This window comes from Lactobacillus panisapium (genome assembly GCF_019469265.1).
GTDB classification, from domain to species: Bacteria; Bacillota; Bacilli; order Lactobacillales; family Lactobacillaceae; genus Lactobacillus; species Lactobacillus panisapium.
This window is the reverse complement of the sequence record NZ_CP048268.1, coordinates 502,067-522,500: the sequence shown is the minus strand read 5'-3', so window position 1 is coordinate 522,500 and position 20,434 is coordinate 502,067. Positions and strand designations below refer to the sequence as shown.

Below are 20,434 nucleotides of genomic sequence, written 5' to 3'. Positions count from 1 at the left end.
ACTGGCAAGACCACTTTTTCATTAAACCATCGCGTTACTTCTATTGAGCAAGAAGAAGACAAATTTCTTATTGATGGTGATTTTGAGGTAAAAAGCGTCATTATTGCTACCGGAACTGGTTCATTTAAACCAAAGAAATTGCCTCTAAAAATGGATGAGGCAATTGAAAAACGCGTGCATTATTTTGTTCAAGATTTAGCTAAATACGCCGGTCAAACAGTTGCCGTTTTTGGTGGTGGTGATTCAGCTCTTGATTGGGCACTTGAACTTGCGGAGGAAAGCAACACGCAAGTCAAATTAATTCATCGCCGAAATGAATTTCGCGGTTTAGAATCTTCAATACAGCAACTGAAAAGTTTAAAAAATGTTGAAATTCTAACCCCTTATCTTCCTAAAACAATTACATTAAGGAATAATCAACTTGAGGTTGGTCTCAAACAAATGGGAGAAACCGACATTATTAAGCGCCACTTTGATCAAATCATTGTTGCCTATGGCTTTAGAGCAGATAACAGTATTGCCCGTAAGTGGGGCATTAATCTGACCAACGGCCAAATTGATGTCACGCGGGAAATGGCAACTAATATACCAGGTATTTATGCGATTGGTGATAGTGCCACTTACCCTGGTCGCGTTCCTGTAATCGGACTAGGCTTTGGCGAAGCTCAAATTGCAATTACCGCAATTATGCGCTCGCTTTTCCCAGAAAAAACCTTAACAATTCATTCAACCAGTATTTAGGAGCGATTTATGACAATAATCAATTTTATTCTTCACATTGATCACCATCTGATTGAAATAGTCAACCAGTTTGGCAACTGGACCTACTTGATTATTTTTGGCATTATTTTTATCGAAACCGGACTTGTTATTTTCCCCTTTTTACCAGGAGATTCGCTGATTTTTGCAGCAAGTTCAATGGCAGTAAACCCCAAATATCACATTAATATCTGGTTAGTTTATTTAGCAGTTTTATTAGCCGCCATTTTAGGTGATGCATGTAACTATGAAATTGGGGCACGCTCAGTTAATGCAGGAGAAAAACATTCTTGGTTTAATAAACTGATTAATCAGAAAAATCGAATGGCAGCCGAAAAATTCTTTGAGCGCCATGGTCCGATCACAATTGTTATTGGTCGTTTCATTCCATTCATTCGGACCTTTGTTCCCTTCATTTCTGGCGGAAGCAAAATGCATTATGGTAAATTTGCAATTTACAACGTAATTGGCGGAATTATCTGGAGTGGTCTTTTTACAATAATCGGTGCCTTGTTTGGTAATATTCCATTCGTCAAAGAGCATTTTTCCATGTTAATTCTTGCAATTATTCTAATTTCAGTATTACCGATTTTAATTGTTGCCCTCAAAAAACGGCTAACACAAAAAAAGGAGCTCCACTAAGGAACTTCTTTTTTTAGCGCTCTAAAAGCTGATTAGCAAAATATAATTCGTAAATAATTCCTGCGACTGCAAAACATGAGGCAAAAAAGCCCTCAGTCAGCACATTAATAATTGGATCAGTAGCCGGATCAAACAGCCAAGTACTGCTACCAGCAAATAGCAAATGATGAAATACAACAAAAAAGTTATCAAAATTTGTTAGTGCAAATGGTAAAACAGCAATTGGCAATAGTAAAAATAAAAGCGCCCAAACTTTATTTAGTTTCAGTGCTTTATTTTTTTGACTCCTGTTCCACAAAAAAATAAGCAGACAACATAAAAAGGCTAAAACGGCTAGAACTAGCAGTTTCTTCACATCCGCAAAATGCTGTGCAGCTAAAGACGAAGTTGGTAAATTACTCATCTTCAGTTTGTGCTTAAACGGCCAGATTAAGTACCACATTAACTGATTGTAGTTGTGCATAACCTGCCCGATTGACAAATTAACAGTTTTATTAGTTTTTTGCACAATTACAAAAACTAGCAATAATGGCCAGCTGGCAATAATAGCGCCCACAACACTACTAGTAACGCCAAAAATAAAGTGATAAATGATTGTCAAAATGTTACTTTTTTTGCTCATAATTTTACCTTATCCAAGCTATCGACCAAAATCGTTGGCTGCTTTTTGCCAATTAGATCAGCAGCTTGGGTAATTCCTGTGGTTACCAATAATTGGTCAACCCCACTGTTAAAGCCAGCTTTTATGTCGGTTTCATAATTATCGCCCACTAAAAGAGCGTCTTTTTTAGAACAATGAAATTTAGCCAACACTTTTTCAATAATGATTGCAGATGGTTTACCAATATATAGCGGTTCTTGACCACTGGCAACAGCAACCATTGCACACAAAGAGCCGTTTCCCGGCATTAGCCCCTGATCACTAGGCAAATTAACATCAGCATTAGTACCAATAAACTTAGCCCCATTTTGAATTGCAGTAGATGCAACTTGAACTTTATGATAAGTAAAATCAGTATCAAGCCCCACGACAACATAATCCGGATTGGACTCATTTAATTCGAATTCTGGATGCTTTAAAAATTCTTGTAGTAAGCCAATTTGGCCAATTAAATAAACGCCAATTTTCTTGGCTTGCCAATCTTCTTGCTCCAAAATATAACTAACTGTTGCCATATTCGGCGTATAAATATGAGAAACGTCCGTTTTAACGCCATGATGAGCCAATTTGTCAACAACCATTTGAGGCGTTCTGGTAGTGTTATTGGTTAAAAAAAGACACTCTTTACCTGCTTCTTTAATTCGGTGAATAAAACGCACTCCGGACGCAATAGTGTCTTTTCCACGATAAATAGTGCCATCGAGGTCCACTAAAAATAAATGGTAATCTTTCACTTACTTGCTGCCCTTTCTTTTTTTAATTACAAAAGTATGATTATTTTTCTGTTCTTTTTTAACCGCTACCGTTTCCGGCTTTTTATAATGTGCAGGTCGAACCTTGTAACGCTTGAAAGCAACACCATTCTTTTTATTAGGTTGGCCCTTCTTACGCTTACGATATGAACTACCCCATTTTTTCCGGTTATTATTACGATAATGGTGCACTGGGCTCAGCAATTGCAAGATAAAATAAGGGCCACCAGGATTGCAATATTCCATTAGATAGTCAGCAATCGTCTGTTCTTTTCGATCAATTGCTGTCTGTACGTTATCTTTATAAAAGCCTTTGAGACGTAAATGTTCGCTGGAAACATCCCCAACCAAAAAATCATATTGATCAAGATATGGGTCATATTTCTGGCTTAATACCTCAAGATCAAGGGCATCTTCCTTATTCACCATGACCTGGTATAACTGTTTATTAATCTTTAAACGATCGTTTTCTAACGAAACAGCAGCCAATGGATGCCGAAGAGGCTGCTGTTTCTCAAACTTATTTTCCTTGTCAGTTTTTATCTTAACTACTTCAACGGCTTTTTCCGTCATTAGGTTCACTTCCTGTTAATAGGATATTTTTTGGCCAAATAATCCCCAATTACTTCACGTAAAAATTGTGGGAATAAAAACTTATTATCACCAACTATAGCTAAAGTAGGGAAAAACGGCACTAGAACATAGTGATCTAACACCGCAATTTCATATTCCTTAGCAGGATCAATTTCTTTGCCTTTAACGTAAACTATTCTGCTTATCGGGTCAAATTTGATTCCACGGTAATGCATTTGACCAAAAATTTTGCCGCGAAAACTCATCCCCTGCAAGTGAAAATGATCAAGGTAATGACGATTCTTCTCAATCTCCATGACCAAGCGCCACAAATCCTTGCCCTTTAATTTTGATCTAACAACGTGCATGGAGTGTGGTAAAGCCACTTGTAAATCATATTTGGTTAAGATGCCGCGCTTAAAAGGTTGCAGAAAGAGTCCAGTACTCAGCATTGCCAAGTCGGTTTTAGCAAAATCAGCAATGGCATCCATTGAAACATTAATTGTTGCCTCATAATCGTCATCATATTTTTCCGGTAAATTCGCTACTTGTTCACGACTTAGAATTTCCTTACCGCATTCACAATAACCTAGAATTGTTTCAATATCGCCATTATGCTCTTTCATCAAGCTTGTTGGCTCGACATGCGGCGTTATTTTCTTTACATGGTGCTGATCATCAATTTCCACGTAAGTATTACCAACGTAATTACCCCACTTACCGGTTTGCGTAATCCAAACACCATTTACCCTTTTGCCATGCTTCAATAAATCGTGCGTATGACCGCCAACAATTAAATCAATCTGGGGATAATTTTTTGCCAAAAACTCATCCATGTTTAGACCAACATGTGTTAATAAAATGAGCACATCATACTGTCCAGCAATTTTAGGTAACACATCATCCATTGTTTCTTTTAGCATTTTAACGTGCCAGTGGTTAGGCTCATAAGAAAGCGGATATGCGGCAGTTAGACCGATTAAGGCAATTCGGGTACCCTTTTTGGTAGTGATAATCTTATTTTGAACGGCCCAGTGCGGCATTGACTCATCTTCCTCACGGAGGTTGGCCAAAATGACGGGAAATTTAGCATGATCAAATAAATGCTCAACCACCTCATGTGAGTTGGAAATCCCCTCATTATTACCAATCGTAATTGCATCATAATGAAAAGAATTCATTAATTTAATGTTAGCTTGCCCGTATGTTGCATCCGTTAAAGGGTGGGAACGGTCCATAAAATCACCGGCATCAAACGTGAAAACTTGATCAACTGATTGATCTTTTTGTGCCTCATGAAGATACCGGCCAATTTTGGGAAAGTGTTCAAAGTGTGAATGCAAATCATTAGTATGTAAAATGCGTAGTTTTTCCATTTCTCCCACTTTCTATCCAATCTGATTGGATTTTAAAATCATCTTATAAGCGTCCAAGATTTTACCCTTAGGCTTTTCCCATTCTACCCAGTCAGGATTTTTCCAATCTTCCTCATTAGTCAACGTTTCAAGCTGGTAAGTTTTATTGATGTACTTTTCATAAGTAACTAATGCCGTCGTTCGCGGGATGTTCAACTGCAAAATGCGCACATTCTTAATTTTGCCCCGGTCAACTGCTAGTTCAGCAATCCCATTTTGGTCGATATTTGAAATTTCAAAATACTTGCTGTTATCATTACGAGTGATTTCTTCAATTAAATCTAATTCTTCATATTGTTGATTCATTAATTATACCTATGAAATTAAAACTGTTACATATAGCAAAAAATGTGCAACCATGCTATTGTAATAAACGATAGAGGTGTACACATGAAACGTAAAAGCCATCTAATTACGGCTCTCTTTTTTAGCTTAATCTTTTTGACAACAACTGGTTTCACTGTTGTCGGGCACCGCGGGGATCCCACTAAATACCCTGAAGAAACTATTCAGAGTGATGATTCTGCTTTCAACTCCGGCGCCGATTACGTTGAACTCGACCTTCATCTGTCATCAGACGGAGAACTGGTCGTTTCGCATGATGATGATTTGTTTCGAGTTACCCATACACATGCAATTGTATCACAAAATACTTGGCAAGCACTTAGTCAATTAACATATGATAATGGTGAACATGTGCTGAGTTTAGCGGAACTATTTGAACATTATCAAAAAAAGCCAGATACAAAATTTATTTTAGAAACAAAAATAGATCACTCAATTGATTCTTCTTATGAACTTGAAGATAAAATTGCGGCAACAATTAAAAAATATCACATGGAAAAACGGGTCATGATTCACTCATTTTCTGCTGCCAGTTTATTTCATTTTCGGGAAATTATGCCTGATGCATATTTAATCTTAATTGTCGGCAGTTTAAAACGAATGAACTTCAGCAATCTTCCGCAAGTTAATGCAGTCAACGTATCATCTGATTTAATTTTAAATCACTCTTGGCTAATTCACTGGTTGCACCAGCTAAACAAACAGGTTTTTGTTTGGACAGAAATGGACGAATCGCCTGAATTGTGGCATTGGCTAATTAACAAAAACATTGACGGTGTCGTGACCAACTTTCCCAGTACCGGTTTCAAGTACAAATTGGCAAAAGAAGGAACGCATAAATACGATATCCACCGCAAGGGGTTATACTTCGGCAATAAAAAAGCTGCCACAATGATGAACCCATATGTTCGAATTAAACGCAAAAAGTTTGTTTATCCTGGGCAAAAATTAGAGGTATCGTATGGTGTGCGGGCACATAACCAGCTTTATTATCAAATAGACAACCAAACCTTTATTTCCGCTGAATTTGTTACCCTGGATTTAAAGCCGCAAGATGTTGCCCCGTACCAAGATAAGCAAGTTATCGCACGGCCGCAAAAAGAAGTTGCGCTTTACCGTTATCCAGAAAATCAGGCAAAAACTAAGAAGAAAATGCCCCTTAACCAGCTTTATCGCATCTATAATTTCAATGGTAGTCCTAAGAGCATGTGGCTCAAAACATCTCTAGGCTGGGTTAAGGCCCGTGATATTCTCTTTTACGGCTTTTTCGACGAAACCAGTTGGAAAAACTATCATAATTTGCCGCGAATGAGCCGTTATCCTAATATTGCCTTGACGCAATATCAGCCGCTACAAGCGCCAAGAGAACTTACTTTTACCCAAAAAATTAAATTAGCAGCGCAATTAAATTAGCGTAGCAAAAACCCGTTACACAAATGTGTAACGGGTTTTTAGTTAAATCATTTAGTTATTTGAAGTACTCTGTTTTTTCAGTAATTCATATGGCAATTCAATTTGCATATTGTCTACTTTTTCATTATTCATCAATTTGGTCAGCATTCTCATTGCTACAGCACCAATATCATAAAGGGGTTGACGAATAGCTGTTAGAGCCGGACGAACGACAGAAGCGATTTGAGTTGCGCTAGCCGTAATAATTTCCAAGTCATCTGGAACTTTCTTTCCAGCATCAATTGCTGAATTCAAAATACCGACAGCAGTAACATCGCTAGTTACGATTACACCATCAATACCATCTTGACTTAGTTGCGAGAAGAGGTTATAGCCGTCAGAATGATCCTTAATGTGACTATAAATATGACCTTCACCTAAATTATGTTCTTCTAAGAATTTCTTGTAGGCTGGAATGCGATTCTCAGCGTTAACAACCGTATCAGGATTATCCAAAACAAGTGCTAAGTTCTTTTTACCATCGTTATAAAGCAAGTTCAAAGCCTCAGTATCGGCTTTCTTGTAGTCAATTGCAACGGAAGGAAATTCTTGGTGGTTATCCTTGGTTCCTGCCAAAACTACGGGTGTATCAGTCCGTTTAAAAGCCTCGACAGCTTCTTCTGGCAAACTATCAGACATGTAAATAACCCCATCAACCTGCTTATTCAGCAAGCCCTGGATTGCTTGATCTTCACGCATCAAACGATTCTCAATGCTCGTAATAATAATATTATACTTATACAAAAGGGCAATATCGTCGATTCCTTTTGAAAGTTCAGCAAAATAAAGGTTGGTTAAATCCGGCACAATCAACCCGACAGTTGTTGTTCTCTTAGAGGCTAGTCCCTGCGCTACAGCATTTGGTTGGTAGTGCAAACGATTAATCACTTTCATTACCCGATCACGTGTATCTTTACGCACGTTGGTGTTACCATTAACAACCCGTGAAACTGTGGCCATCGATACCTTGGCCTCGCGAGCAACATCATAAATTGTAATATCTTGTTTACGCATCTTATTTCCCCTATCTTATGTACTAGTATAAAATTTATCATTCTTTTGCAAAAAGTGCAAACGTTTACAGCTATTCTTTCATTTTTTCAACTCAAGAACATGATATACTTTTCTTAATTACCGCTTGATACGAAAGGAAAAGTTTATGAATTTAACCAAATTGCAAGAATGGCTACAGAGTTCTAATAACGACGTAGCTTATATTTCAAATCCAACCACAATAGCCTATTTTACAGGTTATGATATGGAGCCGCATGAACGAATTTTCGCTCTTCTAGCTTTCAAGGACCAAGACCCATTCGTCTTTGTTCCTGCCCTAAATGTAGAAGAAGCCAAAAATTCTGCTTGGAATGGCGATGTTTATGGCTACCTTGATTCAGAAGATCCTTGGGCTGTAATTGCTGACAAAGTTAAGCACAGAACTACAGCATACCAAAAATGGGCGCTTGAGAAAAATAATTTGTCTGTTTCTCACTACCAATTGCTTCATCAACAATTCCCTGATGCCAACTTTGATGCCGATGTGTCTAACTTTATCGCTAAAATTCGTTTGTATAAGACGCCTGAAGAAATTAAGCAATTACAAGCTGCCGGTGAAGAAGCTGACTTTGCTTTCCAAATCGGTTTTAACGCCATTAAGACTGGCGTAACCGAAAGATATATTGCTGGTCAAATTGATTATCAGTTAAAACTGCAAAAAGGTGTTATGCACGAAAGTTTTGAAACTATCGTGCAAGCCGGTGCAAATGCTGCTAATCCTCATTTAGGCCCAACAATGAACAAAATAGCACCTAATGAATTAGTGCTATTTGATCTTGGAACTATGCACAACGGCTATGCATCCGATTCTAGTCGAACAGTTGCTTATGGTGAACCAAGCGCAAAGGAAAAAGAAATCTACGAGATCGACCGTGAAGCACAACAAGCCGCAATTGATGCTGTTAAACCAGGGATGACAGCTTCTGAACTAGATAGCGTTGCCCGTGACGTGATTACTAAGGCCGGCTACGGCGAATATTTCATTCACCGCTTAGGTCACGGAATTGGCAAGGATGTGCACGAATATCCTTCAATTGTTCAAGGCAATGACTTAATTATTGAGGAAGGCATGTGCTTTTCGATTGAACCTGGCATTTACATCCCTGGTGTTGCAGGTGTAAGAATCGAAGACTGCGGCGTTGTCACTAAAGACGGTTACCAACCATTTACACATACTGACAAAGAGCTTAAGTACATTCCGCTCAACGACTAATTTCTCTATAATAAAAATGCACTGGCGGGAGATTGCTCCTGCTAGTGCATTTTTTGTTAACTTAATTGTTAAGGTCTTGGTAAAGTGTCATCCTTTGGCAAAACGCCTGGATCCTCTGGACCTTCAGCATTATGCAGATCATCAACTGATTTTTCTGCATTGTCCTTTTGAATTGGGTCATCATCTTTTGAATTATCAATGACAATATCATCAAAATCTTTTAATTCAGAATCATCCTCGACATTCTTAGGGAATGATGCCAATTGATTTTTAACTACTTCTGTACCGTTATCATATTTTTTCTTTAAATCTTGAACGGTATCATTATTCTTAACTTTTCTCTTTAATTCATCAATTTGATTATCGCTAACAAGCAATGAGCCAGCTAAAAAACCTGCTGCTCCACCTACAATAGCACCTAATACAAAATCAGTAAATTTTCTCATCGTAGTAACTCCTTTTTACTAATCCTTACCTTTACGACGCCTACGACGTGCAAACATCGACGATAAAGCAGAAGACATTATTCCGTTATTGCCTTTCAGACGGAAGTTGCTGACGCGTTTTGCCATCTTACGGGAGGACGCGTTAACATCCGAAACGCTAACTCCTAAATCTGCGGCTGCTTGAACCACTGGATCTAGGGTTTCCATTTTAACGTTCACGTCCGCCAATAACACATTGGTTTTATCAAGTAAATCACCTGTTTGCTGAAGCAAGACATCAGCTTCTTTCGAAATCTGCTGTATTGATTCATTGGCACTCTTGATCATTTCTTCTGCTTGTTTTGTCGCCTTTGTGGCACGAATAAGCACAGGAATTGTGAAAAGTACTAAAATTAATAATGCAACCGCAGCAATTATACCTGCTAATGCACCATAAGACATTATCATCTTCAACCTCCAATTCTATACCTAAAAAAAGTCTAGCATGAAAATGCTTCAATCTCAATCTATATGTAATATTTTGCTATAGTTAATATGCATATAAGAAAGGCGGGAACCATGAAACAAGCGTTTCAAATCAACCAAAAAGTTTTAAAAATCAATTGGGATCAAATTGGCGAGCAATTAATCTCAGTTGTGTGGCAATTAGCAATATCATCTTTGATATTCTATTTAATTAATCAATTTGGCAAAAAAATTATTAATCATTATTTAAATCATAGCAAGCGCCCACAAACCAAGCGATCGAAAACAGTTGCGGCTTTAATTAATAGTATTTTTTCTTATACAGTTATCTTCTTTTATTTATTTGCTGTTTTATCAATATTGGGTATTCCAATTGGGACTTTGCTAGCTAGTGCTGGTATCTTTTCTCTTGCTTTAGGCATGGGAGCTCAGGGCTTTGTCAGTGATTTAGTCAACGGCTTTTTCATTTTGAGTGAAGATCAATTTGATGTTGGTGACATTGTCCAGATTAATAATCAAACTGGGGTGGTTGTTCAGCTAGGATTACGGACGACCAGACTAAAAGGAACAGATGGTTCGATTATCTACATCCCTAACCGCAATATCTCAATTGTCCAAAATCTCGCCCACGGCGGTATTGGTCTTGATATTGAATTGCAGTTAAAAGTTTCCAATGACTTTAACAAGGTTCATCAACTCATTGAGCAAGTAAATAATGACATAGACATAGGTAAAAATGTCCTTGTCCAAGGTCCCAATATTATCGGGATTACCGCACAGACAGCCCAAACAGCTACATATGTCATTCATTTTCAAGTCGAACCAGGGCATGAAAAAGCTGTCCAAGATCAATATTTGACGCATTACTTAAAAACGCTGCAAGCAAATGGCATTTTATTAGCACAATAATGAAAAAGGTTAATCCCATAGTTAGGATTAACCTTTTTAAAATTGCGCTAGCCAGGCAGGAAAAGCAGCCAATAATTTTTGGATTGCCCTGCCACGGTGTGACAAACTATTTTTTTCTTCAACCGTCATTTCAGCAAAGGTTTTGCCTTTTTCTGGAACATAAAACAAAGGATCATAGCCAAAACCATCTTCTCCTCGAGGAGCCGCCAGAATAAGGCCACTACACTGACCCGAAACGACTAGATCCTGAGCAAAATTGCCCGGCATCGAAGCCACAATCGTGGTATTAAAACGTGCTGTCCTTTTTTCAGGTTTTACCCCGCCAAGTTCTACCAACAATTTAGCATTATTTTTGCTGTCATTATGCTCCTCTCCGGCAAACCGAGCGGACCGAACTCCGGGGGCCCCATCAAGAGCATCCACCATTAATCCTGAGTCATCAGCAATGGTCACCATTTGACTGTAATCAGCCAGAGCATGCGCCTTTAATTTAGCATTTTGCTCAAAGGTTGTTCCATATTCCTCAACAATTGGCGCATGAGCCAAATCTTTGTTAGTTTTGATAGCAACATCTATTTTGGCTTTTTTAAAAGCCTCTTTTAATTCCTTAACCTTGCCATAATTGGTCGTAGCAAACAAAATTTCTTTCATAACTTGCCTTTTCTTTTTTATAAATGATGAGCGGTAAAATTAGCGTCATTAAGCACTATTTTGCCCAATTTTTCTACTAACTCAACCTCACCAGTTGTGTAATATTCATGTTGAGCAGATTGGGTACTGGCACCTAACAGCCCTTTTTGCTTCATCAATTCAAAGGTACTTTCCGCTACCTGATCTGCAGGATCGACTACCTGAACCCCAGTCGGGAGACACTGAACGAACTCATCACGAATAATTGGATAATGCGTGCACCCTAAAATCAAGGTATCAAATGTGCTATTTTCTAGTGGCTTTAGGGTTTGCTGCAAGGCTGACAAATAGTTTGATCTGCCAGCATTTTTTTCAATCAAAGGCACTAATTGTGGTGCCGCAAGCTCTGTCACCTGAACTTTAGGATCGCGCGCATTAATTTCTGTTTGGTAAGCATGGAGTGCCACTGTCATTTGCGTGGCAACTACTGCAACCCGATTAGTTTGAGTTGCGCGAATTGCCGCACTGCTTCCAGATTGAATCACGCCGATAATTGGAACGGTTATTTCTTTTTGGATGATATCCATCGCGACTGCCGTGGCAGTATTGCAAGCAAAAATAATCAACTTAACATTTTTACTTAATAAAAAATTGACACTGTTTCTAGTCAGTTCGACTATTTCTTCTTTCGTCTTATCACCATATGGGATATGGGCATTATCACCGATAAAAACAGTTGATTCGCCTGGCATTTTTTGAATGATTTTTTTGACAACAGTTAAACCACCAACGCCAGAATCTAACAGGCCGATTGGCCGATTATCCATAATATAAATCCCCTCAATTTTTTCTATTTCTCTCAATTTTACGGTAAAATAAAAGAAAATAAAAGGGATGAAATTCTTTATGCAAGACAACAAGCAACAAAGCGAACACGTGTATTTTGTTAATCAGTTATACCGCGACTTTCTTTTACCCACCATTTTAGGTGAAGACAATGAGGCAATCTTATATTGGGGTGGCAAAAAAATTGCCCGCAAATATGATTTGTCGTCTTTTGACGACGTAGTCAGTTTTTTTGCTACCACTGAATTTGGCGATTTAACAAGAGTAAAGCAGCGGCGAACTGAGACCGTTTTTGAATTAAGCGGCCAAAGTGTAACCGATCGCTTGAACAGCGATAGTCATGAGTTTTCTCTAGAAGCCGGAATTTTAGCAGAAGCAGTCCAAAAAGAAACTGGTCGGACTACAGAATGCGAACTAAAGATTGATGATAAAAGGAAAATCGTTCAAATAGCAGCCAAATTTGACTAAGTTTAAAAGCTTTTTAATTGAGTTTTTGCCCATTTTTGCAATATGATTAAAGTGAGAATGGAGGAAATAAAGATGCTAAAAGAGTTTAAACAATTTATTGAACGTGGAAATGTAATCGACTTGGCTGTTGGTGTTATCATCGGCGGAGCTTTTACTAATATTGTAAATTCATTAGTAACAAACTTAATTAACCCATTAATTGGTCTATTTATTGGCAAAATTGATTTATCAAATTTAGTAGTCAAGGTTGGCGGCGCAACCTTTAGGTATGGTTCATTTATTAACACTGTGATTAACTTCTTAATTATTGCATTCATTGTTTTCTTACTTGTGAAGGCTGTCAATAAAGTAACCAAACCGCAACCGGCTCCAGCTCAGCCATCTGCTGAAGATTACTTAAAAGATATTCGGGATTTGCTTCAAGCAAAAAATAACTAAAAAAATAAGGCTCTCTCTTCTGAGAAAGCCTCTTTTTTTGCGTTTAATCAGTATATTGATTGAGAATTTGATCAAGCTTGGCCTTTGGGGTATAGCCAGTTATCCGGTCAACAATTTCCCCATTTTTCTTAATGAGTAAAGTTGGGATAGCCATAATGCCAAGAGAACTTGGTGTTTCTTTATTTTGATCAATATCCATCTTCGTAAACTTAACATCTTGCCGTTCTTCAGCCAATTCATCGACAACAGGCGATTGCATCTTGCAAGGACCACACCAAGTTGCCCAAAAATCTGTTAGCACAACGCCATCTTTTGTTTCTTCTTCAAAGTTCTGATCTGTTAGTTCATCAACCATGAATATACCTCCCTATATATAATGCAATATTTCTTATCTTATAAAATTCATTATAGCAAGCCGACTTACTTTTTACAAGTAAGCTGTTTTATTTCAAATGGACAATAGTTGCACCGTTACCACCCTCGTTAGCAGGGGCATAATTAAAGCTTTTTACGTGACTACTCGAACGCAAATATTGCCACACACCTTTTCTGATTGCACCTGTTCCAATTCCGTGAATGATTGTGACAACATCAAGGCCAGCAAGCAAAACAGAATCAATATACCGATCAAGGTTGGTCATTGCCTCATCATAACGCTGTCCACGTAAATCAAGTTCGCTACGGGCGTTACTTCGCCGGTTGGAACTAACAGCACGGACGGTTTTCTTAGTTTGCTGCTTTTGCTGATTTATCTTTTCAACATCACGATCACTCACTTTTACTTTAATAATGCCCATCTGGACTTCATATTGATGCTCAGATAGTTTTTTAGTGATTGTTCCTGTTTGATTGTAAGATAAAACTTTAACCTGGTCGCCTACCTTGACGTGATGCCGTCTTTTTTCTTTTTGCAGGACGCGATTATGAGCTAAGTTTTCATTTTGCTTTTCAAGCTGCGTTAACTTTCCCTTCGCATCAATCAGTTCGTTTTGCTTAACATTATTCGGCTGCTTTTGCAGCTGCTCAATGATTTTTTCGGCTTTCTTTCGGCTTTTGGCGACAACTTCATTGGCCCGTTCCTGGGCAAATTCTAACTGCTTTTGCACACGCTGGTTATACCAATCAAGTGCTTGCTGCAATTTTACTTCAAGTTTTCTACTCCGATCAAGGCTGGTTTCTAAATGCCGGCGTGCGGTTGACGCCTTTTTAGTCTGTTTGGCTAGTTCGGCAATCATTTGGTTAATATCTGCATTATCATCAGACATTAGACCTTCCGCATTTTTTACAACATCTTCACGCATTCCTAAGCGCCGTGCAATTGCAAAGGCGTTACTGTGCCCAGGAATACCGATTTGCAGGCGATAAGTTGGTGATAAAGTTTTTAAATCAAATTCCATTGAAGCATTTATTGCTTTGGGGCGGTTGTAGCCATACAGTTTTAACTCAGGGTAATGAGTAGTAACAATTATCTTAGCTTGCTTTTTTCGCAAGAAATCCAAGATGCTAATTGCCAAACTTGCCCCTTCCTCGGGATCAGTTCCAGCTCCAATCTCATCGATTAACACTAAAGTTTGCTCATCAACATTTTTCATTATTTTAATGATGCCATTAATATGCGAAGAAAAAGTACTAAGTGATTGTTCGATTGACTGTTCATCACCAATATCGGCACAAATATCCTTGAAAACGCCAGCCTTACTATTTTCAGCAACAGGAATGAATAGTCCTGCTTGCACCATTAATTGCAAAATGCCCACGGTCTTTAATGTAATTGTCTTACCACCGGTATTCGGACCAGTAATCAGCATTGTATCAAAATCTTCACCCAAACGAATATCATTAGCAACTACTTTTTTGGGATCAATTAACGGATGTCGCGCCTGCAAAAAAACAAGCGAATGGTCTTCAGTTAGTTGAGGCTCTGTTGCCTTCAGTTCACGTGCTAATTTTGCTTTAGCCTGAATAAAGTCTAACGCAGTTAATGCAGCAGCAATCTGCTCAATCGAATCAACTTCTTGCCGTGCCTGCGAAGAAAGAGAATGTAAAATCCGCTGAATTTCCCTGCGTTCCTGAGCTAACAGGTTTTGCACCCGATTATTTAAATTAAGGACGCTGCTAGGCTCGATAAACAGGGTTTGCCCGCTGGCACTCTGATCATGGACTACACCGCCAAATTTATTGCGGTATTCTTGTCTAACCGGAATAACGTAACGTTCATCCCTAATGGTAACAATTTGCTCAGACAAATATTTACTGCTATTTCCCTTAAGATAGCCGTCCATGCGCTTTTTGATTTCTTCATCGTTTGCTTTTAATTCTCGCCGTAATTGTGCTAACGCGCTTGACGCGGTATCGAGTACTTCACCATCAAAAGTTAGCGACTTTTTTAACTGATTAAAAAAGTCTTCTGGAACGTTTAAATCTTCCAGAATAGTTTCAATTGCAGTCAGATCAAGCTCTTCATCATCAACGTCTTCTAAAAAGCCATTGACATCATTAGCCAAAGTTAAAACCAGCAGTAAATTACCAAGCTCAGCCGCATTTAAATTAGCATTAATCCGCAGTCGTTTCGTACTGGGCTTCACATCCATAAAGTCCGTTAAGGGTAGTTGCCCCTTGATGCGCAGCATATTGGTGCCAGTTAATGTCTGCTTTAAAGCTTGTTGTACCCACGAAAATTTGCTACTAGGTACCAAATTAGCCGCCTGGCTTTTTGCTGGGGCGGTAATTGCCATTTCCTGCAAGCGATCCGTAATCTTTGCAAATTCTAATGTTTCTAATATTTTGTCATTCATTTTCTTCAAAAAATTTCTATTAATAAAAAAGGCTGGCTAAGCCAGTCTTTTTTGTTTATTCACCACTTAAGCGATCATCATCCAAGAAGGTATTTAGGACTCCTTGAACCATGTTCCATTCATCGTCTGCTTCAATTTCGTGCAAATCACTGCTGGTTACATCGCCTGCATCATCTGCATCATAACTAAAAGCAAGAACCTCAATTTCTTCATCCTCACCAGCTGAAGCAGGATAAAGCAAAACGTACGACTTATCATAGTCATCTGAATGAAATGTGAATAAAATTTCGTATAATTCTTCATTACCTTGATCATCAACTAAGGTAATTTGACGGTCATCACCGTGAACTTCTTGTGTCATATTAATCCTTTCGGTTTAAGTCTAAATAATTCTGCAAAATCAAAACCGCGGCCATTTGGTCGATTACTTTCTTACGCTTGTGCCGATCATGAATTCCGGCTTCTTCGACCAAAACCCGACTTGATTCAACTGTCGTTAATCGTTCATCAGAATAATAAACGGGCAATCCGAATTTATCTTTCAGCCTTTTACCGTATGCCTTACTGCGAGCAACAGATGCTCCAGATGAGCCATCCATATTTTTGGGCAAGCCCAAGACAAAACCATCTGGATCGTATTCACGGACAATTTTTTTCAGTGGGCGCATGCCAAAATTAAATCGTGTTTCATCAATTGGAATTGTTGTGACCTTTTGGGCGGTTATGCCTAGCTCATCGCTAACAGCTACACCAACAGTTTTTGATCCAACATCTAAACCAAGCAGTCTCATCTATTTGTTTTTTCCAAGATAACTTTTAACAAGCTCTTCAATAATTTCATCACGTTCGTGCTTTAAAATCAAATTACGAGCGTCATTATGCCGTGGAATATAAGCCGGATCACCAGACAATAAGTAACCAACAATCTGATTAACGGGATTATACCCTTTTTCTTCAAGGGCATTGTAAACATCTTGCAGAGTATCATAAACATTTTTGCCTTTATTTTCATTAAAGTCAAAATGCATTGTCTTATCTAGCGAACTCATAATTATTCCTCCTTGCTTAATTTTACTTGAAAAGCAGGATAAACTCAATTATTTATTATTTGAAACTAGTGTGAGAACTTGCTTAATCGCCTCGTCAAGACACTCAGGTTTTTTACCACCAGCTTGAGCCATGTTTGGACGACCACCGCCGCCACCACCGAAGATTGGGGCAACTTGTTTAATTAAATCGCCAGCCTTTAAACCGTGATCAAGAGCTTTTTGATTCAAGCTAATAATCATGTTTGCTTTGCCATCTTTTCCAGCAGCTAAAACTAAGACATCTGACTTATTACCGCTCTTCCACGTATCTGCAAGTTCACGTAAGTCATTCATGCCGTTAACATCGGCTTTTTGAGCGATAACCGTTAAGTCACCGGCTTGTTCAACGTTATTAAAAATTGCTCCGGCTTTAATCTGATTAATCTTAGAATTAAGTTCTTCTACTTGCTTTTGGCTATCATGCAAGTCTTGTTCTAGACTGTCAACCTTATCCAAAATATCTTGCGGTTTAGTCGATTTTACTTCAGCTTGAATCTCATCCAGTAATTCTGAACGGTTAGCTAAGTATTCATAAGCCTTCTTCGACATTACAGCTTCAATTCGTCTTAAACCGGCTCCGATAGCTGATTCCGAGGTAATCTTAAAAATACCGATTTGGTTAGTATTAGCACAGTGCGTTCCCCCACAAAATTCAATGGAGAAATCACTAACTTGAACTACCCGAACCTGATCGCCATATTTGCCATCAAACAAAGCCAAAGCGCCCATTTCTTTTCCGCTTTCGGGATCAGTAATAGTCGTTTTAACATCAATTGCTTCCCAAATCTTTTGGTTAACCATGTTTTCAACTGACTTAAGTTCTTTAGGAGTCATTGGCTCAACGGCAGTAAAGTCAAAGCGGAGAAAATCTGGTTCAACTAAACTTCCTGCTTGGTGGGTATGTTCACCGAGCACACTCCGTAAAGCGGCGTGCAGCAAGTGCGTTGCGGTATGTGAATGACGCAGGCCTTCACGACGGACGCGGTCAATTTTTAAGGTATATTCTTGTCCTTTTTCCAGTGGCAAAATAACATCAACAAAGTGCATGTTTTGGTCGTTTGGTGCATGTTGCACGTCTGTTACTTTAGCTACCAAATCACCATCATGGTTGTAGATATCACCGTGATCAGCCACTTGGCCACCGCGTTCAGCGTAAAATGGGGTCTTGTCAAAAATTAACGTAGCCTGCTCGCCATCGGCTTTATCAACTAACTTATCATCAACAATAATGTCGATTAGCTTAGCGTGCTTTTCTTCATAGACACCATATTCAAACTCTGACTTATCCTTTAAGTTCATCAGGGTTTCATCTTGTGCACCCATGGATTGCAGATTACCACGAGCCTTACGGGCACGCTCTTTTTGTGCCTTCATTTCTGCATCAAAGCCCTTTTTATCAACTTTTAAGCCTGCATCTTGAGCGGACTCAAAGGTTAATTCATACGGAAAGCCGTAAGTATCAAAGAGCTTGAACGCATCCTTACCCGCAATTGTTTTATCATGATCCTTTTTCGCAGCTTGAATTAAATCGTCTAATAAGCTCAAGCCGGAATCAAGTGTCAATTGGAATCTTTCTTCCTCGTTCTTGATTACCTTAGCGATAAAGCTCTTCTGGTCTGTGACTTCAGGGTAATGGCTTTCCATAATCTTGCCGACTACTGGAACCAATTTATACAAAAATGCGCCTTTAATTCCTAACCGTTGACCATTTAAATCTGCCCGTCTGATTAACCGCCGTAAAACGTAGCCACGTCCTGTGTTGGAAGGCAAAGCGCCATCGGCAATTGCGAAACTAACCGTTCTTACGTGATCAGCAATGATTTTAAAAGCAGTTGTATCTGCCTTATTTTCGCCATACTTCTTATTGGCAGTCATTTTTTCTGTTTCATGGATAATTGGTAAGAAGAGGTCTGTTTCAAAATTGGTTGGAGCATCTTGCAAAATTGACAAGACACGCTCTAATCCCATACCGGTATCAATATTCTTATGGGGTTGATCAACATATTGACCATTTGCCAAGTGGTTGTATTGTGAGAAAACAATGTTCCAAATTTCAAGGTAACGCGCGTTTTCCCCACCAGGGAAGTTTTCAGGGTCATCTTCGGCCACATCATTATTTTCTTGCCCACGATCATAAAAAATTTCGGAATCGGGACCACAAGGACCTTCCCCAATATCCCAAAAGTTTTCTTCAAGTTTGACAATGTGATCTTCCGGCATTCCGACTTCAAGCCAAATCTTTTGGGCCTCGGTATCCTTAGGATAAACGGTACAGTATAATTTTTGCGGATCAAAATCAAGCCAATCAGGACTGGTCAAAAATTCCCAAGCCCAAGTAATTGCTTCTTTTTTAAAGTAATCACCTACAGAAAAGTTGCCAAGCATTTCAAAGAAAGTTTGGTGTCGCGCCGTTTTACCGACATTTTCAATATCATTAGTCCGGATTGATTTTTGCGAACTTGTGATTCTGTGATTCTTCGGCACAACGGAACCGTCAAAATATTTCTTCATTGTCGCCACACCAGAGTTAATCCAAAGAAGAGTTGGATCATCTTGTGGAATTAGTGACTGACTAGGCAAGACCATGTGACCATGCTGTTTAAAGAAGTCTAAAAACATTTGTCTAAATTCAGAACTTGTCAGTTTCTTCATTAATTTTCTCCCTTTTGTCAAAATAAAAAACACCATTGCTATCTTTAAGGACGCCTAAAACGCGGTACCACCTCAATTGCAACAGTGCTTGTTACCTCTTAATAATCTTTATTATATAAAAACGTAAGGAGCATTTTTTAAGTAATCAATAAATCTTTCTCAGCAACCGATTCTCTCTTTGATTGATTAGCCTAAAAAACATATCTTAAGTCAAAAACAATTGTACTACTTGGCTTATCTTTGTCAATAAGCAGTTAAGTTTGATTACTGCTGTATGCATATTTATTTAAATAATTTATCCCAACTTTTTCCCAAAGCGTTTTTGCTTTTTAAGGTAGGTGTAACCCAAATGTTCATAGAATTTGTGCGCACCGGTTCGTTCCTCCCCTGAACTTAGCCTAATTTCAGTAATACCAGCTTTTTGTGCAATGTGCTCAACCTCAGTCATTAACTTGGAACCAATTCCTTGATGCTGTGTTTGCGGGCTAACAGCTAACGCCAAAATATTATACATTGGGGCAAAATAAAGTTCCTCAAATAGTTCGACATGAATATAGCCAATTACCTTCTTAGATGTATCGTCAACATAAACGAGAATAAGGTGGTGCTCTTGATCAGCAAGTAGCCGTTTGAGATTGGCAGCCGTTTTGGCCACAGGATAATCATACCCAAGCTGTTCTTGATTAATTTTTTGAATTTGTTCCGCGTCGCTTTCTTGTGCAGATCGAATCATCTTGTTTTCCTCCTAAGCTTATTTTTAATTACCAATATCATTACACCCAATTTACGTCCGGCATTAGTAAACTGTCAATAACATTAAGGAAAAAGAAAA

The 20,434-nt window shown here is 38.6% G+C and carries 24 protein-coding genes (1 of these 24 only partly in view); 7 read left to right on the top strand and 17 right to left on the bottom strand.

What is annotated here, in order from left to right:
- Window positions 1–741, top strand: partial view of an NAD(P)/FAD-dependent oxidoreductase gene (locus tag GYM71_RS02510; protein WP_220221169.1) — the 3' portion only. The gene continues 219 nt to the left of window position 1, outside the view; only the last 741 of its 960 coding nucleotides appear in the window; its start codon lies beyond the left edge, outside the window; it ends in the stop codon at window positions 739–741.
- A 9-nt stretch (window positions 742–750) separates the two neighbouring features.
- Complete coding sequence (locus GYM71_RS02505; RefSeq protein ID WP_103753046.1) at window positions 751–1,401, top strand: VTT domain-containing protein; 651 nt, start codon at window positions 751–753, stop codon at window positions 1,399–1,401.
- A gap of 13 nt (window positions 1,402–1,414) precedes the next feature.
- Here GYM71_RS02505 and GYM71_RS02500 read toward each other — a convergent pair whose 3' ends face one another.
- Genes GYM71_RS02500 through GYM71_RS02480 form a run of 5 tightly spaced genes read right to left on the bottom strand, consistent with a single transcriptional unit; the run spans window position 1,415 to window position 5,108 of the window.
- Window positions 1,415–2,023: a TIGR01906 family membrane protein gene (locus GYM71_RS02500; protein ID WP_220220805.1), complete on the bottom strand. Its 609-nt coding sequence runs from the start codon at window positions 2,021–2,023 to the stop codon at window positions 1,415–1,417.
- Window positions 2,020–2,796: a TIGR01457 family HAD-type hydrolase gene (locus tag GYM71_RS02495; RefSeq protein WP_220220804.1), complete on the bottom strand. Its 777-nt coding sequence runs from the start codon at window positions 2,794–2,796 to the stop codon at window positions 2,020–2,022. Before GYM71_RS02495 ends, GYM71_RS02500 begins: the two co-directional genes overlap by 4 nt.
- Window positions 2,797–3,387 carry a YutD family protein gene (locus GYM71_RS02490; RefSeq protein ID WP_220220803.1) on the bottom strand — a complete coding sequence of 197 codons (591 nt, stop codon included), beginning with the start codon at window positions 3,385–3,387 and terminating at the stop codon, window positions 2,797–2,799.
- Window positions 3,388–3,392: 5 nt separating this feature from the next.
- Window positions 3,393–4,763: a bifunctional metallophosphatase/5'-nucleotidase gene (locus tag GYM71_RS02485; RefSeq protein ID WP_220220802.1), complete on the bottom strand. Its 1,371-nt coding sequence runs from the start codon at window positions 4,761–4,763 to the stop codon at window positions 3,393–3,395.
- A gap of 12 nt (window positions 4,764–4,775) precedes the next feature.
- Window positions 4,776–5,108 (bottom strand): hypothetical protein, encoded by a 333-nt coding sequence (locus tag GYM71_RS02480; RefSeq protein WP_103753051.1) that lies wholly within the window; start codon window positions 5,106–5,108, stop codon window positions 4,776–4,778.
- 84 nt (window positions 5,109–5,192) lie between these two features.
- On the opposite strand from GYM71_RS02480, the gene GYM71_RS02475 reads away from it, so the two are divergent.
- Window positions 5,193–6,560 carry a glycerophosphodiester phosphodiesterase gene (locus GYM71_RS02475; RefSeq protein ID WP_220220801.1) on the top strand — a complete coding sequence of 456 codons (1,368 nt, stop codon included), beginning with the start codon at window positions 5,193–5,195 and terminating at the stop codon, window positions 6,558–6,560.
- A gap of 51 nt (window positions 6,561–6,611) precedes the next feature.
- Here GYM71_RS02475 and GYM71_RS02470 read toward each other — a convergent pair whose 3' ends face one another.
- Window positions 6,612–7,613 (bottom strand): substrate-binding domain-containing protein, encoded by a 1,002-nt coding sequence (locus tag GYM71_RS02470; protein WP_103753053.1) that lies wholly within the window; start codon window positions 7,611–7,613, stop codon window positions 6,612–6,614.
- A gap of 145 nt (window positions 7,614–7,758) precedes the next feature.
- On the opposite strand from GYM71_RS02470, the gene GYM71_RS02465 reads away from it, so the two are divergent.
- Window positions 7,759–8,865, top strand: coding sequence for an aminopeptidase P family protein (locus GYM71_RS02465; RefSeq protein WP_103753054.1), 1,107 nt, complete (start codon window positions 7,759–7,761; stop codon window positions 8,863–8,865).
- Window positions 8,866–8,933: 68 nt separating this feature from the next.
- Here GYM71_RS02465 and GYM71_RS02460 read toward each other — a convergent pair whose 3' ends face one another.
- Together GYM71_RS02460 and GYM71_RS02455 are read right to left on the bottom strand one after the other, a co-directional pair.
- Window positions 8,934–9,311, bottom strand: a complete 378-nt coding sequence (locus GYM71_RS02460) for a DUF1269 domain-containing family protein (protein ID WP_103753055.1) — start codon at window positions 9,309–9,311, stop codon at window positions 8,934–8,936.
- An 18-nt stretch (window positions 9,312–9,329) separates the two neighbouring features.
- The gene (locus GYM71_RS02455; RefSeq protein WP_103753056.1) at window positions 9,330–9,758 is read right to left on the bottom strand and encodes a DUF948 domain-containing protein; all 429 of its coding nucleotides are present in this window, start codon (window positions 9,756–9,758) and stop codon (window positions 9,330–9,332) included.
- A gap of 111 nt (window positions 9,759–9,869) precedes the next feature.
- Between GYM71_RS02455 and GYM71_RS02450 the strand changes: the two genes are divergently transcribed.
- Entirely contained in the window at window positions 9,870–10,685 is an 816-nt protein-coding gene (locus tag GYM71_RS02450; protein WP_220220800.1) for a mechanosensitive ion channel family protein, read from the top strand.
- A 36-nt stretch (window positions 10,686–10,721) separates the two neighbouring features.
- Here the strand turns inward: GYM71_RS02450 and GYM71_RS02445 are convergent, their stop codons facing one another.
- Window positions 10,722–11,336 (bottom strand): XTP/dITP diphosphatase, encoded by a 615-nt coding sequence (locus GYM71_RS02445; protein ID WP_220220799.1) that lies wholly within the window; start codon window positions 11,334–11,336, stop codon window positions 10,722–10,724.
- A gap of 17 nt (window positions 11,337–11,353) precedes the next feature.
- On the bottom strand, window positions 11,354–12,142 hold the full coding sequence (gene murI / locus GYM71_RS02440; RefSeq protein WP_220220798.1) for a glutamate racemase: 789 nt from the start codon (window positions 12,140–12,142) through the stop codon (window positions 11,354–11,356).
- Window positions 12,143–12,209: 67 nt separating this feature from the next.
- On the opposite strand from murI, the gene GYM71_RS02435 reads away from it, so the two are divergent.
- Together GYM71_RS02435 and mscL are read left to right on the top strand one after the other, a co-directional pair.
- Window positions 12,210–12,629: a YslB family protein gene (locus tag GYM71_RS02435; RefSeq protein WP_103753060.1), complete on the top strand. Its 420-nt coding sequence runs from the start codon at window positions 12,210–12,212 to the stop codon at window positions 12,627–12,629.
- Between the two features lie 72 nt (window positions 12,630–12,701).
- On the top strand, window positions 12,702–13,067 hold the full coding sequence (gene mscL, locus GYM71_RS02430; protein WP_103753061.1) for a large-conductance mechanosensitive channel protein MscL: 366 nt from the start codon (window positions 12,702–12,704) through the stop codon (window positions 13,065–13,067).
- A 43-nt stretch (window positions 13,068–13,110) separates the two neighbouring features.
- Here the strand turns inward: mscL and trxA are convergent, their stop codons facing one another.
- The 7 genes from trxA to GYM71_RS02395 all read right to left on the bottom strand — a co-directional run bounded on the left by trxA (window position 13,111) and on the right by GYM71_RS02395 (window position 20,335).
- A complete protein-coding gene (gene trxA / locus GYM71_RS02425) occupies window positions 13,111–13,422 on the bottom strand; it encodes a thioredoxin (RefSeq protein ID WP_220220797.1) in 312 nt (103 codons plus the stop codon).
- Between the two features lie 88 nt (window positions 13,423–13,510).
- A complete protein-coding gene (locus GYM71_RS02420; RefSeq protein ID WP_220220796.1) occupies window positions 13,511–15,862 on the bottom strand; it encodes an endonuclease MutS2 in 2,352 nt (783 codons plus the stop codon).
- Between the two features lie 55 nt (window positions 15,863–15,917).
- Entirely contained in the window at window positions 15,918–16,223 is a 306-nt protein-coding gene (locus tag GYM71_RS02415; protein ID WP_103753064.1) for a DUF1292 domain-containing protein, read from the bottom strand.
- Window position 16,224: 1 nt separating this feature from the next.
- Complete coding sequence (ruvX, locus tag GYM71_RS02410; RefSeq protein ID WP_103753065.1) at window positions 16,225–16,653, bottom strand: Holliday junction resolvase RuvX; 429 nt, start codon at window positions 16,651–16,653, stop codon at window positions 16,225–16,227.
- Window positions 16,654–16,911, bottom strand: coding sequence for an IreB family regulatory phosphoprotein (locus GYM71_RS02405; RefSeq protein ID WP_103753066.1), 258 nt, complete (start codon window positions 16,909–16,911; stop codon window positions 16,654–16,656). It lies immediately after the preceding gene.
- Window positions 16,912–16,959: 48 nt separating this feature from the next.
- Window positions 16,960–19,602 carry an alanine--tRNA ligase gene (gene alaS / locus GYM71_RS02400; protein WP_220220795.1) on the bottom strand — a complete coding sequence of 881 codons (2,643 nt, stop codon included), beginning with the start codon at window positions 19,600–19,602 and terminating at the stop codon, window positions 16,960–16,962.
- A gap of 295 nt (window positions 19,603–19,897) precedes the next feature.
- The gene (locus GYM71_RS02395) at window positions 19,898–20,335 is read right to left on the bottom strand and encodes a GNAT family N-acetyltransferase (RefSeq protein ID WP_220220794.1); all 438 of its coding nucleotides are present in this window, start codon (window positions 20,333–20,335) and stop codon (window positions 19,898–19,900) included.
- Window positions 20,336–20,434 lie beyond the last annotated feature (99 nt).

Coding starts and splice junctions, on each gene's coding strand:
- GYM71_RS02500 (WP_220220805.1), bottom strand. CDS start 2,023: ATGAGCAAAAAAAGTAACATTTTGACAATCATTTATCACTTTATTTTT.
- GYM71_RS02460 (WP_103753055.1), bottom strand. CDS start 9,311: ATGAGAAAATTTACTGATTTTGTATTAGGTGCTATTGTAGGTGGAGCA.
- mscL (WP_103753061.1), top strand. CDS start 12,702: ATGCTAAAAGAGTTTAAACAATTTATTGAACGTGGAAATGTAATCGAC.
- GYM71_RS02405 (WP_103753066.1), bottom strand. CDS start 16,911: ATGAGTTCGCTAGATAAGACAATGCATTTTGACTTTAATGAAAATAAA.
- GYM71_RS02455 (WP_103753056.1), bottom strand. CDS start 9,758: ATGATAATGTCTTATGGTGCATTAGCAGGTATAATTGCTGCGGTTGCA.
- GYM71_RS02485 (WP_220220802.1), bottom strand. CDS start 4,763: ATGGAAAAACTACGCATTTTACATACTAATGATTTGCATTCACACTTT.
- GYM71_RS02445 (WP_220220799.1), bottom strand. CDS start 11,336: ATGAAAGAAATTTTGTTTGCTACGACCAATTATGGCAAGGTTAAGGAA.
- trxA (WP_220220797.1), bottom strand. CDS start 13,422: ATGGTTGATGAACTAACAGATCAGAACTTTGAAGAAGAAACAAAAGAT.
- GYM71_RS02415 (WP_103753064.1), bottom strand. CDS start 16,223: ATGACACAAGAAGTTCACGGTGATGACCGTCAAATTACCTTAGTTGAT.
- GYM71_RS02395 (WP_220220794.1), bottom strand. CDS start 20,335: ATGATTCGATCTGCACAAGAAAGCGACGCGGAACAAATTCAAAAAATT.
- murI (WP_220220798.1), bottom strand. CDS start 12,142: ATGGATAATCGGCCAATCGGCCTGTTAGATTCTGGCGTTGGTGGTTTA.
- GYM71_RS02470 (WP_103753053.1), bottom strand. CDS start 7,613: ATGCGTAAACAAGATATTACAATTTATGATGTTGCTCGCGAGGCCAAG.
- GYM71_RS02505 (WP_103753046.1), top strand. CDS start 751: ATGACAATAATCAATTTTATTCTTCACATTGATCACCATCTGATTGAA.
- GYM71_RS02435 (WP_103753060.1), top strand. CDS start 12,210: ATGAAATTCTTTATGCAAGACAACAAGCAACAAAGCGAACACGTGTAT.
- GYM71_RS02475 (WP_220220801.1), top strand. CDS start 5,193: ATGAAACGTAAAAGCCATCTAATTACGGCTCTCTTTTTTAGCTTAATC.
- GYM71_RS02490 (WP_220220803.1), bottom strand. CDS start 3,387: ATGACGGAAAAAGCCGTTGAAGTAGTTAAGATAAAAACTGACAAGGAA.
- alaS (WP_220220795.1), bottom strand. CDS start 19,602: ATGAAGAAACTGACAAGTTCTGAATTTAGACAAATGTTTTTAGACTTC.
- GYM71_RS02465 (WP_103753054.1), top strand. CDS start 7,759: ATGAATTTAACCAAATTGCAAGAATGGCTACAGAGTTCTAATAACGAC.
- GYM71_RS02450 (WP_220220800.1), top strand. CDS start 9,870: ATGAAACAAGCGTTTCAAATCAACCAAAAAGTTTTAAAAATCAATTGG.
- GYM71_RS02420 (WP_220220796.1), bottom strand. CDS start 15,862: ATGAATGACAAAATATTAGAAACATTAGAATTTGCAAAGATTACGGAT.
- GYM71_RS02480 (WP_103753051.1), bottom strand. CDS start 5,108: ATGAATCAACAATATGAAGAATTAGATTTAATTGAAGAAATCACTCGT.
- ruvX (WP_103753065.1), bottom strand. CDS start 16,653: ATGAGACTGCTTGGTTTAGATGTTGGATCAAAAACTGTTGGTGTAGCT.